The sequence below is a fragment of the Oceanitalea stevensii genome (assembly GCF_014837105.1).
Classification (GTDB): domain Bacteria; phylum Actinomycetota; class Actinomycetes; order Actinomycetales; family Actinomycetaceae; genus Oceanitalea; species Oceanitalea stevensii.
This window is the reverse complement of record NZ_JACSPO010000001.1, coordinates 1036781-1051813: the sequence shown is the minus strand read 5'-3', so window position 1 is coordinate 1051813 and position 15033 is coordinate 1036781. Positions and strand designations below refer to the sequence as shown.

25 protein-coding genes are annotated in these 15033 nt (G+C 68.2%); all 25 read left to right on the top strand.

The window, feature by feature from the left end:
* Window positions 1-272: 272 nt before the first annotated feature.
* The 25 genes from rpsL (at window position 273) to rplO (ending at window position 14913) form a co-directional block, all read left to right on the top strand.
* A complete protein-coding gene (rpsL, locus tag H9624_RS04845; protein WP_110852524.1) occupies window positions 273-647 on the top strand; it encodes a 30S ribosomal protein S12 in 375 nt (124 codons plus the stop codon).
* On the top strand, window positions 647-1117 hold the full coding sequence (rpsG, locus tag H9624_RS04840; protein ID WP_110852525.1) for a 30S ribosomal protein S7: 471 nt from the start codon (window positions 647-649) through the stop codon (window positions 1115-1117). Before rpsL ends, rpsG begins: the two co-directional genes overlap by 1 nt.
* 48 nt (window positions 1118-1165) lie before the next feature.
* Window positions 1166-3268, top strand: coding sequence for an elongation factor G (gene fusA, locus H9624_RS04835; RefSeq protein ID WP_251838725.1), 2103 nt, complete (start codon window positions 1166-1168; stop codon window positions 3266-3268).
* Between the two features lie 121 nt (window positions 3269-3389).
* The gene (gene tuf / locus H9624_RS04830) at window positions 3390-4583 is read left to right on the top strand and encodes an elongation factor Tu (RefSeq protein ID WP_251838724.1); all 1194 of its coding nucleotides are present in this window, start codon (window positions 3390-3392) and stop codon (window positions 4581-4583) included.
* 681 nt (window positions 4584-5264) lie between these two features.
* Window positions 5265-5573, top strand: coding sequence for a 30S ribosomal protein S10 (gene rpsJ / locus H9624_RS04825; RefSeq protein WP_110852528.1), 309 nt, complete (start codon window positions 5265-5267; stop codon window positions 5571-5573).
* Between the two features lie 11 nt (window positions 5574-5584).
* Entirely contained in the window at window positions 5585-6253 is a 669-nt protein-coding gene (gene rplC, locus H9624_RS04820) for a 50S ribosomal protein L3 (protein WP_251838723.1), read from the top strand.
* 2 nt (window positions 6254-6255) lie between these two features.
* Window positions 6256-6912: a 50S ribosomal protein L4 gene (rplD, locus tag H9624_RS04815; protein WP_251838722.1), complete on the top strand. Its 657-nt coding sequence runs from the start codon at window positions 6256-6258 to the stop codon at window positions 6910-6912.
* Window positions 6909-7214, top strand: coding sequence for a 50S ribosomal protein L23 (gene rplW, locus H9624_RS04810; protein WP_110852531.1), 306 nt, complete (start codon window positions 6909-6911; stop codon window positions 7212-7214). Before rplD ends, rplW begins: the two co-directional genes overlap by 4 nt.
* Window positions 7215-7248: 34 nt before the next feature.
* Window positions 7249-8085: a 50S ribosomal protein L2 gene (rplB, locus tag H9624_RS04805; RefSeq protein ID WP_152187613.1), complete on the top strand. Its 837-nt coding sequence runs from the start codon at window positions 7249-7251 to the stop codon at window positions 8083-8085.
* Window positions 8086-8103: 18 nt separating this feature from the next.
* A complete protein-coding gene (gene rpsS, locus H9624_RS04800; RefSeq protein ID WP_110852533.1) occupies window positions 8104-8385 on the top strand; it encodes a 30S ribosomal protein S19 in 282 nt (93 codons plus the stop codon).
* A 50-nt stretch (window positions 8386-8435) separates the two neighbouring features.
* Window positions 8436-8834, top strand: coding sequence for a 50S ribosomal protein L22 (gene rplV / locus H9624_RS04795; RefSeq protein ID WP_110852534.1), 399 nt, complete (start codon window positions 8436-8438; stop codon window positions 8832-8834).
* Window positions 8834-9661, top strand: a complete 828-nt coding sequence (gene rpsC / locus H9624_RS04790) for a 30S ribosomal protein S3 (RefSeq protein ID WP_251304047.1) — start codon at window positions 8834-8836, stop codon at window positions 9659-9661. Before rplV ends, rpsC begins: the two co-directional genes overlap by 1 nt.
* A gap of 5 nt (window positions 9662-9666) precedes the next feature.
* Window positions 9667-10086 carry a 50S ribosomal protein L16 gene (rplP, locus tag H9624_RS04785; protein ID WP_110852536.1) on the top strand — a complete coding sequence of 140 codons (420 nt, stop codon included), beginning with the start codon at window positions 9667-9669 and terminating at the stop codon, window positions 10084-10086.
* Window positions 10086-10325, top strand: a complete 240-nt coding sequence (rpmC, locus tag H9624_RS04780) for a 50S ribosomal protein L29 (RefSeq protein ID WP_110852537.1) — start codon at window positions 10086-10088, stop codon at window positions 10323-10325. The genes rplP and rpmC overlap by 1 nt, the downstream gene beginning before the upstream one ends.
* A gap of 8 nt (window positions 10326-10333) precedes the next feature.
* Complete coding sequence (gene rpsQ / locus H9624_RS04775; RefSeq protein WP_152187619.1) at window positions 10334-10618, top strand: 30S ribosomal protein S17; 285 nt, start codon at window positions 10334-10336, stop codon at window positions 10616-10618.
* 73 nt (window positions 10619-10691) lie between these two features.
* Window positions 10692-11060 (top strand): 50S ribosomal protein L14, encoded by a 369-nt coding sequence (gene rplN / locus H9624_RS04770; RefSeq protein ID WP_110852538.1) that lies wholly within the window; start codon window positions 10692-10694, stop codon window positions 11058-11060.
* A gap of 1 nt (window position 11061) precedes the next feature.
* Window positions 11062-11403 (top strand): 50S ribosomal protein L24, encoded by a 342-nt coding sequence (rplX, locus tag H9624_RS04765; RefSeq protein ID WP_152187621.1) that lies wholly within the window; start codon window positions 11062-11064, stop codon window positions 11401-11403.
* 1 nt (window position 11404) lies between these two features.
* Window positions 11405-11971 carry a 50S ribosomal protein L5 gene (rplE, locus tag H9624_RS04760; protein WP_251838721.1) on the top strand — a complete coding sequence of 189 codons (567 nt, stop codon included), beginning with the start codon at window positions 11405-11407 and terminating at the stop codon, window positions 11969-11971.
* Between the two features lies 1 nt (window position 11972).
* Window positions 11973-12158 carry a type Z 30S ribosomal protein S14 gene (locus H9624_RS04755; protein WP_110852541.1) on the top strand — a complete coding sequence of 62 codons (186 nt, stop codon included), beginning with the start codon at window positions 11973-11975 and terminating at the stop codon, window positions 12156-12158.
* A 54-nt stretch (window positions 12159-12212) separates the two neighbouring features.
* Window positions 12213-12611, top strand: a complete 399-nt coding sequence (gene rpsH / locus H9624_RS04750; protein ID WP_110852542.1) for a 30S ribosomal protein S8 — start codon at window positions 12213-12215, stop codon at window positions 12609-12611.
* Window positions 12612-12629: 18 nt separating this feature from the next.
* Window positions 12630-13169, top strand: a complete 540-nt coding sequence (gene rplF / locus H9624_RS04745) for a 50S ribosomal protein L6 (RefSeq protein ID WP_251838720.1) — start codon at window positions 12630-12632, stop codon at window positions 13167-13169.
* A complete protein-coding gene (gene rplR / locus H9624_RS04740) occupies window positions 13169-13540 on the top strand; it encodes a 50S ribosomal protein L18 (protein ID WP_251838719.1) in 372 nt (123 codons plus the stop codon). Before rplF ends, rplR begins: the two co-directional genes overlap by 1 nt.
* 34 nt (window positions 13541-13574) lie before the next feature.
* A complete protein-coding gene (gene rpsE / locus H9624_RS04735) occupies window positions 13575-14252 on the top strand; it encodes a 30S ribosomal protein S5 (RefSeq protein ID WP_251838718.1) in 678 nt (225 codons plus the stop codon).
* Window positions 14252-14434: a 50S ribosomal protein L30 gene (gene rpmD, locus H9624_RS04730; protein ID WP_110852546.1), complete on the top strand. Its 183-nt coding sequence runs from the start codon at window positions 14252-14254 to the stop codon at window positions 14432-14434. Before rpsE ends, rpmD begins: the two co-directional genes overlap by 1 nt.
* Window positions 14435-14436: 2 nt before the next feature.
* The gene (gene rplO, locus H9624_RS04725) at window positions 14437-14913 is read left to right on the top strand and encodes a 50S ribosomal protein L15 (protein WP_251838717.1); all 477 of its coding nucleotides are present in this window, start codon (window positions 14437-14439) and stop codon (window positions 14911-14913) included.
* Window positions 14914-15033 lie beyond the last annotated feature (120 nt).

The window sequence follows — 15033 nt, the reverse complement described above, 5'->3', positions numbered from 1 at the left end:
GCCGCAGCGCCGCCCCCCCCCCCCCCCCCCACGGAACGCGTGACGGACGTCAAGCCGCCACGCTTTGACGCAAGAAACTGCGGCAGAGTACGCTACTGGGCGGTGCCCGCGACATCGGGTCCCTCGTGCGTGCTTGTGATCCGCAGGCTCGGCGACACTCCCGAGCGCGGGGGGCAGGGGCCAGCAGACGACCGTCAGACGGTCAGGCCGGCGGCCCACCCGGTTCGCCGGGCGAACATCAAGCAGAGAAACACATCCGAGACGGAGACGTAGTGCCCACGATTCAGCAGCTGGTCCGCAAGGGCCGCAGCGTCAAGACCTCGACGTCGAAGACGCCCGCCCTCAAGGGCAGCCCCCAGCGGCGCGGGGTGTGCACCCGCGTGTACACGACGACCCCGAAGAAGCCGAACTCGGCGCTCCGCAAGGTCGCGCGCGTGCGCCTGTCCAGCGGGATCGAGGTCACGGCCTACATCCCCGGCGTCGGTCACAACCTCCAGGAGCACTCCATCGTGCTCGTCCGCGGTGGTCGCGTGAAGGACCTCCCCGGCGTCCGCTACAAGATCGTGCGCGGCGCGCTCGACACCCAGGGTGTCCGTGGTCGCCAGCAGGCTCGCAGCCGTTACGGCGCGAAGAAGGAGAAGAAGTAATGCCGCGCAAGGGTCCCGCACCTCAGCGGACGCTCGTCGTCGACCCGGTCTACGGGTCCCCGACCGTCACCCAGCTCGTCAACCGCATCCTGCGGGACGGCAAGAAGTCCACCGCCGAGCGGATCGTCTACGACGCCCTCGAGGGCGTCCGCGAGAAGACCGACGGTGACCCCACCGCCGTCCTCAAGCGCGCGCTGGACAACGTCCGTCCCTCCCTCGAGGTCCGTTCCCGCCGCGTCGGCGGCGCCACCTACCAGGTGCCCGTCGAGGTCCGCCCGTCCCGGCAGACGACGCTCGCGCTGCGCTGGCTCGTCGACTACGCCCGCGCCCGTCGCGAGAAGACGATGACCGAGCGCCTCATGAACGAGATCCTCGACGCCTCCAACGGCCTCGGTGCCGCGGTCAAGCGCCGCGAGGACACCCACAAGATGGCCGAGTCCAACCGGGCCTTCGCGCACTACCGCTGGTAGTCGGCGCCTCCTCGCCCTGCACCCGCAATCGACTGAAGAGAGTCTCCTGTGGCACTTGACGTGCTGACCGATCTGACCAAGGTCCGCAACATCGGCATCATGGCGCACATCGACGCCGGCAAGACGACGACCACCGAGCGGATCCTGTTCTACACCGGTATCAACTACAAGATCGGGGAGACGCACGACGGCGCCTCCACGATGGACTGGATGGAGCAGGAGCAGGAGCGCGGCATCACGATCACGTCGGCCGCCACGACCTGCTACTGGCACGACAACCAGATCAACATCATCGACACCCCCGGGCACGTCGACTTCACCGTCGAGGTGGAGCGCTCCCTGCGCGTCCTCGACGGCGCCGTCGCCGTCTTCGACGGCAAGGAGGGCGTCGAGCCGCAGTCGGAGACCGTGTGGCGGCAGGCGGACAAGTACAACGTCCCGCGCATCTGCTTCGTCAACAAGATGGACAAGCTCGGTGCGGACTTCTACTTCACCGTGCAGACCATCAAGGACCGCCTCAAGGCCAAGCCGCTCGTCATGCAGCTGCCCATCGGCTCCGAGTCCGACTTCATCGGCGTCGTCGACGTCGTCTACAACCGCGCGCTCACCTGGCGCGGCGAGGTCAGCAAGGGTGAGGACTACACGATCGAGGAGGTCCCCGCGGACCTCGTCGAGAAGACCGCCCAGTACCGCGCCGAGCTCATCGAGGCCGTGGCCGAGGCCGACGAGGAGCTTCTCGAGAAGTACCTCGGCGGCGAGGAGCTGACCACCGACGAGATCAAGAAGGGCGTGCGCGCCCTCACGGTCACCGGTGACGCCTTCCCCGTCTTCTGCGGCACCGCCTTCAAGAACAAGGGCGTGCAGCCGATCCTCGACGCGGTCATCGACTACCTCCCCTCGCCGCTCGACGTGCCCGCCATGGTGGGCCACGCCGTCAACGACGAGGAGCAGGAGCTGACCCGTAAGCCCAGCGAGGACGAGCCGTTCTCCGGGCTGGCGTTCAAGGTCGCCGTGCACCCGTTCTTCGGCAAGCTCACCTACGTCCGGGTCTACTCGGGCAAGGTGACGCAGGGCAACATGGTCCTCAACTCGACCAAGGGCAAGAAGGAGCGCATCGGGAAGCTCTTCCAGATGCACTCCAACAAGGAGAACCCGGTCGAGGAGGCCCACGCGGGTCACATCTACGCGTTCATCGGCCTCAAGGACACCACCACCGGTGACACCCTGTGCGCCCAGGACGCCCCGATCGTCCTCGAGTCGATGAGCTTCCCCGAGCCCGTCATCCACGTGGCGGTCGAGCCCAAGACCAAGGGCGACCAGGAGAAGCTCGGCACCGCGATCCAGAAGCTCGCCGAGGAGGACCCGACCTTCACCGTCCGCCTGGACGACGAGACCGGCCAGACCGTCATCGGCGGCATGGGTGAGCTCCACCTCGACGTCCTCGTCGACCGCATGCGTCGCGAGTTCAAGGTCGAGGCGAACGTCGGCAAGCCGCAGGTCGCCTACCGCGAGACCATCCGCCGCAAGGCCGAGAAGGTCGACTACACGCACAAGAAGCAGACCGGTGGCTCCGGCCAGTTCGCGAAGGTGCAGGTCACCTTCGAGCCCCTCGACACCGCCGAGGGCGAGCTCTACGAGTTCGAGAACAAGGTCACCGGTGGCCGCATCCCGCGCGAGTACATCCCGAGCGTGGACGCGGGCATCCAGGACTCCATGCAGAACGGTGTCCTCGCCGGCTACCCCATGGTGGGTGTCAAGGCGATCCTGCTCGACGGTGGATACCACGAGGTCGACTCCTCGGAGATGGCCTTCAAGATCGCCGGCTCGATGGTGTTCAAGGAGGGTGTCCGCAAGGCGGACCCCGTGCTCCTCGAGCCCGTCATGGACGTCGAGGTGCGTACGCCCGAGGAGTACATGGGCGACGTCATCGGCGACCTCAACTCCCGTCGTGGAATGATCCAGTCCATGACGGACGCGACTGGCATCAAGGTCGTTCGCGCACTGGTGCCGCTGTCGGAGATGTTCGGCTACGTCGGCGACCTGCGGTCCAAGACCCAGGGTCGCGCGGTGTACTCGATGCAGTTCGACAGCTACGCCGAGGTTCCTCGGAACGTTGCCGAGGAGATCATCAAGAAGACCCGGGGCGAGTAAGTCCCACTGGTCGACCAGCAGTACCCCCTTTTCACAAACCGACCCGTAGGGCTTGCTCCCCGACAGGCGCACACGCACCTGACGATGAGCAGACAACTACCCGAGTCCCAGGAGGACACAAGTGGCGAAGGCCAAGTTCGAGCGGACCAAGCCGCACGTCAACATCGGCACCATCGGTCACGTCGACCACGGTAAGACGACGCTGACCGCGGCCATCTCCAAGGTGCTGGCGGACAAGTACCCCGACCTGAACGCGTTCACCCCGTTCGACCAGGTCGACAACGCTCCCGAGGAGCGTCAGCGCGGTATCACCATCAACGTCTCGCACGTCGAGTACCAGACCGAGGCGCGCCACTACGCCCACGTCGACGCTCCCGGTCACGCGGACTACATCAAGAACATGATCACGGGTGCCGCGCAGATGGACGGCGCGATCCTCGTGGTCGCGGCGACCGACGGCCCGATGGCCCAGACGCGTGAGCACGTCCTGCTCGCCCGCCAGGTCGGCGTGCCCTACGTCCTCGTCGCGCTGAACAAGTCCGACATGGTCGACGACGAGGAGATCCTCGAGCTCGTCGAGGTCGAGGTCCGCGACCTGCTCTCGAGCCAGGAGTTCCCGGGCGACGACGCGCCGGTCGTGCGCGTCTCCGCGCTCAAGGCCCTCGAGGGTGACCCGAAGTGGGTCGCCTCCGTCGAGGAGCTCATGGCCGCCGTCGACGAGAACGTTCCGACCCCGGAGCGCGACATCGACAAGCCCTTCCTCATGCCGATCGAGGACGTCTTCACGATCACCGGTCGTGGAACCGTCGTCACCGGCCGTGTCGAGCGCGGCGCGCTCAAGGTCAACGACGAGGTCGAGATCGTCGGCATCAAGGAGAAGTCCATCAAGACGACCGTCACCGGCGTCGAGATGTTCCGCAAGCTCCTCGACACCGCCGAGGCTGGTGAGAACGTCGGCCTGCTCCTCCGTGGCACCAAGCGCGAGGAGGTCGAGCGTGGCCAGGTCGTCGTCAAGCCGGGTTCGATCACCCCGCACACGAAGTTCGAGGCCCAGGTCTACATCCTGAGCAAGGACGAGGGTGGGCGTCACAACCCCTTCTACTCGAACTACCGCCCGCAGTTCTACTTCCGCACCACGGACGTCACCGGCGTCATCCAGCTGCCCGAGGGCACCGAGATGGTCATGCCCGGCGACAACACCGAGATGACGGTCGACCTCATCCAGCCGATCGCGATGGAGGAGGGCCTCGGCTTCGCCATCCGCGAGGGTGGCCGCACCGTGGGCTCCGGCCGCGTCGTCAAGATCCTGCAGTGATCTTGCGCTGGGCCTAGACCCAGCACCAGCACGACCCGAAGGGCCCGGCGAGCACGCTCGCCGGGCCCTTCGGCGTCCGCCCCGCTCCACCCCCTCGCCGAGAGCTGGATCCCGCCCCGCGTCGCGCACCGACAGCCGCCGCGCTCCGCCGCCGGCAGGCTGCGGGCGGGACCCGGCTGTCGGGGCGCCGTCGGCCGGCGGTGCGGCTGGGGTGCCGGTGCTCCGTGCGCCGGCTGCGGCGGGGAGAGGAGGTGGTCGGCCGCCCGTGAGGGACGGCCGGTGTCCGCGGTGCGGGAGGTCACGCGACCGGCCTCGTCAAGGAGGCGCGCGGGCTGGTAGGGTAGATCGGGTCGGGTGAGAGCCCGGCATGCGTGCTCGCGGTGACCGCACCACGAGCGCCGACAAGCTTGTCGGAGGGCCGCAGGCCCCCCGATGACCAAGAACACACCGGTGAGGCCGGGGTCGATTCGCCATGAGGCGGTCGAGTCTGGCAGACTGTTCCGGTTGCCTGGGGGCGTGCCCCCGGGTGTCAGGCTGAGTCGGGCCCCGAGCCCTGGCTCCACAAGCAAGCACAAGGGCCCCGCATCGACGATGCGCCGTGCTCAGGTGTGTGCGCACAGCGCGACACGCCCGAGCGCGGGGGACGGTAACAGAGCGGTACGAGAGAGGTTAGACGACGCCATGGCGGGACAGAAGATCCGCATCAGGCTCAAGTCCTACGACCACGAAGTCATCGACAGCTCGGCGCGCAAGATCGTCGACACGGTGACTCGCGCTGGTGCGACGGTCGTGGGTCCGGTGCCGCTGCCGACGGAGAAGAACGTCTTCGTCGTCATTCGTTCACCGCACAAGTACAAGGACAGCCGCGAGCAGTTCGAGATGCGCACCCACAAGCGCCTCATCGACATCATCGACCCGACGCCGAAGGCCGTTGACTCGCTCATGCGGCTCGACCTGCCCGCCGACGTCAACATCGAGATCAAGCTCTGAGGTTCGCCACAATGACTACCTTCACCAAGCAGGCTGCGAGCAGGCCGGTCACGGCCCTGCTCGGCACCAAGCTCGGCATGACCCAGGTCTGGGACCAGGACGGACACCTCGTCCCGGTGACGGTCGTGCAGGTGGGCACCAATGTGGTGACCCAGCTGCGGACCCCCGAGACCGACGGGTACAGCGCCGTACAGCTCGCCTTCGGCGAGATCGACCCGCGCAAGGTCACCCAGCCCCTCAAGGGCCACTTCGAGAAGGCCGGCACGACGCCGCGCCGCTTCGTCACCGAGGTCCGCACCTCCGAGTCCGACAGCTACACCGTCGGCCAGGAGCTGCGCGCTGACGCGTTCGAGGCCGGCACCGTCGTCGACGTCATCGGCACCACGAAGGGCAAGGGCACCGCGGGCGTCATGAAGCGTCACGGCTTCTCCGGCGTCGGCGCCTCCCACGGTGCGCACCGCAACCACCGCAAGCCCGGCTCGATCGGCGGGGCCTCGACGCCCGGCCGCGTGTTCCGTGGCCAGCGGATGGCCGGTCGCATGGGCCACAAGCGCCAGACCACCCAGAACCTCACGATCCACGCCGTCGACGTCGAGAGGGGCCTGCTGCTCGTTGCCGGCCCGATCCCCGGCCCGAAGCGCGGCGTCGTCGTCGTCCGTACCGCTGTGAAGGGGGCGTGACCATGGCTGACACCCAGACCGTCGACGTCCTGGACGCCACGGGCAAGAAGTCCGGCTCCGCCGAGCTGCCCGCCGCGATCTTCGACGTCCCCACGAACGTGCCGCTGATCCACCAGGTCGTCGTCGCCCAGCTCGCCGCCGCGCGACAGGGCACCGCGAAGACCAAGACGCGGGCCGAGGTCCGCGGTGGTGGCAAGAAGCCGTACCGCCAGAAGGGCACCGGCCGCGCCCGTCAGGGCTCGATCCGCGCGCCGCAGTACGCCGGTGGTGGCGTCGTGCACGGGCCCGTCCCGCGCGACTACACCCAGCGCACCCCCAAGAAGATGAAGGCCGCCGCCCTGCGTGGCGCCCTCTCGGACCGCGCTCGCGCCGGCCGTCTCCACGTCGTCAGCGAGCTCGTCTCGAGCGACGTGCCGAAGACGTCCGCCGCACTCGCCGCGCTGCGCAACGTCGTGGCCGAGCGGAGCGCCCTGGTCGTGCTGACCCGCGGTGACGAGCTCACGCTCAAGTCGCTGCGCAACGTCCCCAGCACCCACCTCATCTGGGTCGACCAGCTCAACACCTACGACGTCCTCGTCAACGACGACGTCGTGTTCACGGCCGCCGCCCTCGAGGAGTTCCTCGGGACCGCCGCGCCGCGCGAGGAGGATGGCAAGTGAGCATCGAGCACAACAAGAACCCCCGGGACGTCATCATCGCCCCGGTGGTCTCCGAGAAGAGCTACAGCCTCATCGACGAGGGGAAGTACACCTTCCTCGTCGACCCGCGCTCGAACAAGACCGAGATCAAGAACGCCGTCGAGGCGATCTTCCAGGTCAAGGTCAGCTCGGTGAACACGGCGAACCGTCAGGGCAAGACCCGGCGGACCCGCACCGGCCTCGGCAAGCGTAAGGACACCAAGCGCGCGATCGTCACGCTGCGCGAGGGCACCATCGACATCTTCGGTGAAGTTGCCGGCTGACGCCGCGCGCTGGAGAGATTGAGGATCGACACCCATGGCAATCCGTAAGTACAAGCCGACGACGCCGGGCCGTCGTGGCTCGAGCGTGGCCGACTTCGTCGAGATCACCCGGTCGCAGCCCGAGAAGTCGCTGGTCCGCCCGCTGAGCAAGAGCGGTGGCCGTAACAGCACCGGTCGGATCACCACCCGTCACAAGGGTGGTGGCCACAAGCGTGCCTACCGCGTCATCGACTTCCGCCGTCACGACAAGGACGGCGTGCCGGCGAAGGTCGCGCACATCGAGTACGACCCCAACCGCACGGCGCGCATCGCGCTCCTGCACTACGCCGACGGCGAGAAGCGCTACATCATCGCGCCGAACAAGATCTCGGTCGGCACCGTCATCGAGAACGGCCCCGGTGCGGACATCAAGCCGGGCAACAACCTGCCGCTGCGCAACATCCCCGTCGGTACGGTCATCCACGCCATCGAGCTCAAGCCCGGTGGCGGCGCGAAGATCGCCCGCTCGGCCGGTGCGTCGGTCCAGCTCGTCGCCCGTGAGGGCACGATGGCCCAGCTGCGGATGCCCTCCGGTGAGATTCGCAACGTCGACTCCCGCTGCCGCGCCACCATCGGTGAGGTCGGCAACGCCGAGCAGTCGAACATCAACTGGGGCAAGGCCGGCCGCATGCGGTGGAAGGGCAAGCGCCCGACCGTCCGTGGTGTCGCGATGAACCCCGTCGACCACCCCCACGGTGGTGGTGAGGGTAAGACCTCCGGTGGTCGCCACCCGGTCAGCCCCTGGGGTCAGCCCGAGGGCCGGACCCGCCGTCCGAACAAGCCGAGCGACCAGCTCATCGTGCGCCGCCGGCGCACCGGCAAGAAGCGCTGAGAGTAGGAGAGCGACGAGATGCCTCGCAGCCTCAAGAAGGGTCCCTTCGTCGACGGCCACCTGCTCAAGAAGGTGGACACGGCCAACGAGACGGGCTCCAAGAACGTCATCAAGACCTGGTCCCGCCGGTCGGTCATCACGCCCGACTTCCTGGGCCACACCTTTGCGGTGCACGACGGCCGCAAGCACGTCCCGGTCTTCATCACCGAGTCGATGGTCGGCCACAAGCTGGGGGAGTTCGCCCCGACCCGCACCTATCGCGGGCACGACAAGGACGACCGCAAGGCCCGACGCCGCTGAGGCGTCTGGTGACCCAGCAACCCGCACATCCGACAAGTAAGGCAGGAATGATGGAAGCCAAGGCGCAGGCGCGATACGTGCGCGTCACGCCCCTCAAGGCTCGGCGCGTCGTGGACACCATCCGCGGTCAGCGCGCCTCTGAGGCCGTGACCGTGCTGCGGTTCGCCCCTCAGGCGGCAGCCGAGACGGTGCGTAAGGTCGTGGAGAGCGCGATCGCCAATGCTCGCGTCAAGGCCGACCAGGCCGGTGAGGCGTTCGACGAGAACGCTCTCGTCATCAGCGCGGCATTCGTGGACGAGGGACCGACGCTCAAGCGCTTCCGGCCCCGGGCCAAGGGCAGCGCGAGCCGGATCCTCAAGCGCACGAGCCACATCACCGTGGTCGTGGGCGACGACAGCAAGGTCGGCGCGAGCTCATCCGCCGCTGGAACGAAGGGGAGGACCCGATAGTGGGTCAGAAGGTCAACCCGACCGGGTTCCGGCTCGGCATCACCACTGACCACCGCTCGCGGTGGTTCGCAGACAGCACCAAGCCCGGGCAGCGGTATCGCGACTACGTCCGCGAGGACGTCGCCATCCGCAAGCTCATGGCTTCGGGGCTTGAGCGCGCCGGCATCTCCAAGGTCGACATCGAGCGCACCCGTGACCGGGTCCGCGTCGACCTCCACACCGCGCGTCCGGGCATCGTCATCGGCCGCCGCGGCGCCGAGGCCGACCGCCTGCGCGGTGAGCTGGAGAAGCTCACGGGCAAGCAGGTGCAGCTGAACATCCTCGAGGTCAAGAACCCCGAGATCGACGCTCAGCTCGTCGCCCAGGGCATCGCCGAGCAGCTCGCCAGCCGCGTGTCCTTCCGTCGTGCGATGCGCAAGGGCATGCAGTCCGCCCAGCGCGCCGGCGCCAAGGGCATCCGGGTGCAGTGCTCCGGCCGTCTCGGCGGCGCCGAGATGTCCCGCTCCGAGTTCTACCGCGAGGGCCGCGTGCCGCTGCACACCCTCCGCGCGAACATCGACTACGGCTTCTTCGAGGCCCGCACCACCTTCGGGCGCATCGGCGTCAAGGTGTGGATCTACAAGGGCGACCAGACCGAGCGTGAGTTCGCCCGCGAGCAGGCCGACGCCACCCCGCGTGGCCGTGGCCGCGCCGGCGAGCGTGGCGGCGCCGACCGTCCTCGTGGCCGCCGGCCCGAGGGCGCCCGTGGTCCTCGCCAGGCCGAGCAGACCGAGGGCGCGCCTGCCGAGCAGGCCGCAGCCCCCGCCGAGTCAGGAACGGAGGCCTGAGCGAGATGCTCATCCCCCGGCGGACCAAGTTCCGCAAGCAGCACCACCCCAAGCGCTCCGGCGTGGCCAAGGGTGGCACCGAGATCGCCTTCGGCGAGTTCGCGATCCAGGCTCTCGAGCCCGCGTACGTCACCAACCGGCAGATCGAGGCCGCCCGTATCGCCATGACCCGGCACATCAAGCGTGGTGGAAAGGTGTGGATCAACATCTACCCCGACCGCCCGCTGACCAAGAAGCCGGCTGAGACCCGCATGGGTTCCGGCAAGGGCTCGCCCGAGTGGTGGGTCGCCAACGTCAAGCCCGGCCGCGTGCTCTTCGAGCTGGCCGGTGTCCCCGAGGAGCTGGCACGCGAGGCCCTGTCCCGCGCGCAGCACAAGCTCCCCATGAAGACTCGTTTCGTGAGCCGTGAGGGTGGTGAAGGCTGATGGCTATCGGTTCCAAGGGCCTGACTCCGTTCGACCTGGACGGGATGACCGACGAGACCCTGGCTGAAGAGCTCGCGAAGGCCAAGGAGGAGCTGTTCAAGCTGCGCTTCTCCTCGGCCACCGGGCAGCTCGAGGACCACGGTCGGCTCAAGGCCGTGCGTCGCGACATCGCCCGTATCTACACCATCGTGCACGAGCGCGAGCTCGGCATCCGCACCGCGCCCAGCAGCGAGAAGTGATCGAGGCCATGAGCGAGAACACCGAAGAGACCACCACGCAGGAGCGCAACGACCGCAAGGTGCGCCGTGGCTACGTGGTGTCCGACAAGATGGACAAGACCGTCGTCGTCGAGGTGGAGGACCGCGTCAAGCACCCGCTGTACGGCAAGGTCATCCGCCGCACGAGCAAGGTCAAGGCGCACGACGAGGCCAACTCGGCCGGCGTCGGTGACCTCGTCCGCATCATGGAGACGCGGCCGCTGAGCGCGACCAAGCGCTGGCGACTTCTCGACATCGTCGAGAAGGCCAAGTAGCCCACCAGCCCCCCATCCGTTCGGCAAGGCTCAGCTCCGGCTGAGAACCGGCTCGACGACAGGAGTACATCGAATGATCCAGCAGGAGTCGCGACTGAAGGTCGCCGACAACACCGGTGCCAAGGAGATCTTGTGCATCCGTGTGCTCGGAGGCTCCGGCCGGCGCTACGCCGGTATCGGTGACGTCATCGTCGCCACCGTCAAGGACGCCATCCCCGGCGGCAACGTCAAGAAGGGCGACGTCGTCAAGGCCGTCGTCGTGCGCGCTGCCAAGCAGCGTCGTCGCCCCGACGGTTCCTACATCCGCTTCGACGAGAACGCCGCCGTCATCCTCAAGGCTGACGGCGAGCCGCGCGGAACCCGCATCTTCGGCCCCGTGGGCCGCGAGCTGCGCGACAAGAAGTTCATGCGCATCGTCTCCCTGGCTCCGGAGGTGATCTGAGATGGCTCGGATCAAGAAGGGCGACCTCGTGGTCGTCATCGCAGGCCGCGACAAGGGCAAGCAGGGCCGTGTCCTCGAGGTCGACGTCGAGCGTGACCGCGTCGTCGTCGAGGGTGTGCAGCGCATGAAGCGCCACACCAAGGTCGGTCAGTCCGGCCGCGGCGCCAAGACGGGTGGCATCGAGACCATCGAGGCGGCTATCCACGCCAGCAACGTCATGGTCGTCGACCCGGAGACCAAGAAGGGCACCCGGGTCGGGATCCGCACCGAGACGGTCGAGCGCGACGGCGTGGAGCGCACGCAGCGTGTCCGCGTCGCCAAGCGCTCCGGTAAGGACATCTGACATGAGCGAGACCACCACCGCAACGAGCCCGCGCCTCAAGCTGCGCTACCGCGAGGACATCCTCCCCGCGCTCCGCGAGGAGTTCCAGCACCCGAACGTCAACCAGGTCGCCGGTCTGACCAAGATCGTCGTCAACATGGGCGTGGGGGACGCAGCACGCGACTCCAAGCTCATCGAGGGCGCGATCCGCGACCTGGCTCTCATCACCGGCCAGAAGCCGCAGGTGACCAAGGCCCGCAAGTCGATCGCCCAGTTCAAGCTGCGTGAGGGTCAGCCCATCGGCGCCCACGTCACGCTGCGCGGCGACCGCATGTGGGAGTTCCTCGACCGCCTGCTGTCGATCGCCCTGCCCCGTATCCGCGACTTCCGTGGGCTCTCGCCCAAGCAGTTCGACGGCAACGGGAACTACACCTTCGGTCTCAACGAGCAGTCGATGTTCCACGAGATCGACCAGGACAAGATCGACCGCGTGCGCGGCATGGACATCACGGTCGTCACCACGGCCAAGACCGACGACGAGGCCCGCTCGCTGCTCAAGCACCTCGGCTTCCCGTTCAAGGAGAACTGACGTGGCGAAGACCGCCCTGATCCAGAAGGCGAACCGCAAGCCCAAGTTCGCGGTGCGCGCCTACACCCGGTGCCAGCGGTGCGGCCGTCCGCACTCGGTCTACCGCAAGTTCGGCCTGTGCCGGATCTGCCTGCGGGAGATGGCCCTCGCCGGCCAGCTCCCCGGCATCACGAAGAGCAGCTGGTAAACGACTACGTCGTAGGTCCCGTAGGAAACCCCGACGAGGAAGGGCCGAGGCCCGATGACAATGACTGACCCCATCGCAGACATGCTCACGCGTCTGCGTAACGCCAACTCGGCGTACCACGAGTCGGTGACCATGCCGTACTCGAAGCTCAAGCAGAACATCGCCGAGATCCTCAAGACCGAGGGTTACATCGCCGGCTGGGACGTCGAGGACGCCCCGGTGGGCAAGAACCTCACGCTCCAGCTGAAGTTCGGCCCCCAGCGCGAGCGCTCGCTCGCCGGTGTGCGCCGCGTGTCCAAGCCCGGACTGCGCGTGTACGCCAAGTCCACCAACCTGCCCCGAGTTCTCGGCGGGCTGGGCGTGGCGATCCTGTCCACCTCCTCCGGTCTGCTCACCGACCGCGAGGCACAGACCAAGGGCGTTGGCGGGGAAGTCCTCGCCTACGTCTGGTAGCCGGGAAGGAGTAGAGACATGTCCCGTATCGGAAAGGTCCCCGTCCCGGTCCCCGCAGGTGTCGACGTCACCATCGAGGGCTCGGTCGTGACCGTCAAGGGGCCCAAGGGCACCCTCAGCCACACCGTTCCCGCCCCCATCGCCGTCGTTCGCGACGACGCGGGTGCGATCGTCGTGACCCGGCCGAACGACGAGCGCGAGTCGCGTTCGCTGCACGGCCTCACCCGCACGCTCATCGCCAACCTCGTCACGGGCGTCACCCAGGGCTACGAGCGCAAGCTCGAGATCGTCGGCACGGGTTACCGCGCCGTCGCCAAGGGTTCCGCCGTCGAGCTGGCGCTCGGCTTCTCCCACCCGGTCGTCATCGAGCCGCCGGAGGGCGTGACGGTCACCGTCGACGCCCCCACCAAGCTCACGGTCTCCGGGATCGACAAGCAGCAGGTCGGCGAGCTGGCCGCGAACATCCGCAAGATCCGCAAGCCCGAGCCCTACAAGGGCAAGGGTGTGCGCTACGCCGGCGAGCAGGTCCGCCGCAAGGCCGGAAAGGCAGGTAAGTGATGGCACTGTCCGTCAAGGGCAAGGGCAAGAACGCCGCTCGCGGGCGCCGTCACCTCCGAGTCCGCAAGAAGGTCTCCGGCACGGCCGAGCGTCCGCGCCTGGTCGTCACCCGCTCCTCGCGCCACATGGTCGCGCAGCTGGTCGACGACACGAGCGGCACCACCATCGCGTCTGCCTCGACCCTCGAGGCCGACCTGCGGGCGTCGGACGACGAGAAGGTCGCCAAGGCGCGTCGCGTCGGCGAGCTCGTCGCCGAGCGGGCCAAGGCTGCCGGTGTCGAGTCTGCGGTGTTCGACCGCGGCGGCAACCGGTACCACGGCCGCGTGGCCGCCGTCGCCGACGGCGCCCGTGAGGGCGGGCTCGCCCTGTGACCAGCGTGAACGTACGAGAGCAAAGGAACATCTGATGGCTGCACCGCAGCGAAGCAGGACCGGTTCCGGTACCGGCGCCGGCCCCGCCGCCGGCGGCGAGCGTTCCGGCGGTCGCCGGGGCGAGGGCCGTCGCGGCGCCGCCGAGCCGAGGAACGAGTTCATCGAGCGCGTCGTCACGATCAACCGCGTCTCCAAGGTCGTCAAGGGTGGTCGTCGCTTCAGCTTCACCGCTCTCGTCGTCGTCGGGGACGGCAACGGGACGGTCGGCGTCGGCTACGGCAAGGCCAAGGAGGTGCCGGCCGCGATCGCGAAGGGCGTCGAGGAGGCGAAGAAGAACTTCTTCCGCGTCCCGATGATCCAGAAGACGATCCCGCACGCCGTCACCGGCGAGGCCGCGGCAGGCGTGGTCTTCCTGCGCCCCGCAGCCCCGGGTACCGGCGTCATCGCCGGCGGTCCGGTCCGCGCCGTCCTCGACTGCGCCGGGATCCACGACGTGCTGAGCAAGTCGCTCGGCTCGGAGAACGCGATCAACATCGTGCACGCCACCGCTCAGGCGCTGCGCAACCTCGAGCAGCCCGAGTCCGTCGCGGCCCGCCGTGGTCTGCCGCTCGAGCGTGTCGCCCCCGCCGTCATGCTGCGCAACCGCGCAGCAGGCGAGGCGCAGGCGCGCGAGGAGAAGCAGGCTGAGGCTGCCGGGAAGGTCGGTGCGTGATGGCACAGCTCAAGGTCACGCAGACGAAGTCCGCGATCGGCGGCAAGGAGAACCAGCGCCAGACCCTGCGCACGCTCGGTCTGGGCCGGATCGGCCGGAGCGTCGTGCGTGAGGACCGCCCCGAGGTCCGCGGCATGATCACGACGGTGGCCCACCTGGTCTCCGTCGAGGAGGTCAAGTAACCATGGCAGAGTCCAAGCAGACTCCCGAGCAGGCACGCACCCTCAAGGTGCACCACCTGCGTCCCGCCCCCGGCGCCAAGAGCGCCAAGATCCGCGTCGGACGCGGTGAGGGCGGCAAGCGCGGCAAGACCGCGGGTCGCGGCACCAAGGGCACCAAGGCCCGCTACCAGGTGCCGGCCGGCTTCGAGGGTGGGCAGATGCCGCTGCACATGCGGCTGCCCAAGCTCCGCGGCTTCAAGAACCCCTTCCGCGTCGAGTACCAGGTCGTCAACCTGGACCGTCTGTCCGCTCTCTTCCCCGAGGGTGGCTCCGTGACGGTCGACGACCTCGTCGCCAAGGGCGCCGTGCGCTCCGGCCAGCTGGTCAAGGTGCTGGGCAGCGGTGAGATCACCGTCAAGCTCGACATCGTGGCCAACGCGTGGTCGGTCTCGGCGCAGGAGAAGATCGAGGCAGCAGGCGGGTCCCTGACCCAGGCCTGAGTCGCCGACGAACGGGCGGTCCGGACACCGGGCCGCCCGTTCGTGCTCCCGGGACGTGGCACAGGCCACGTCGCGGAACAGGTACAGTACGTTGCGGTCCAGACCGCCGACGCGGGCTAT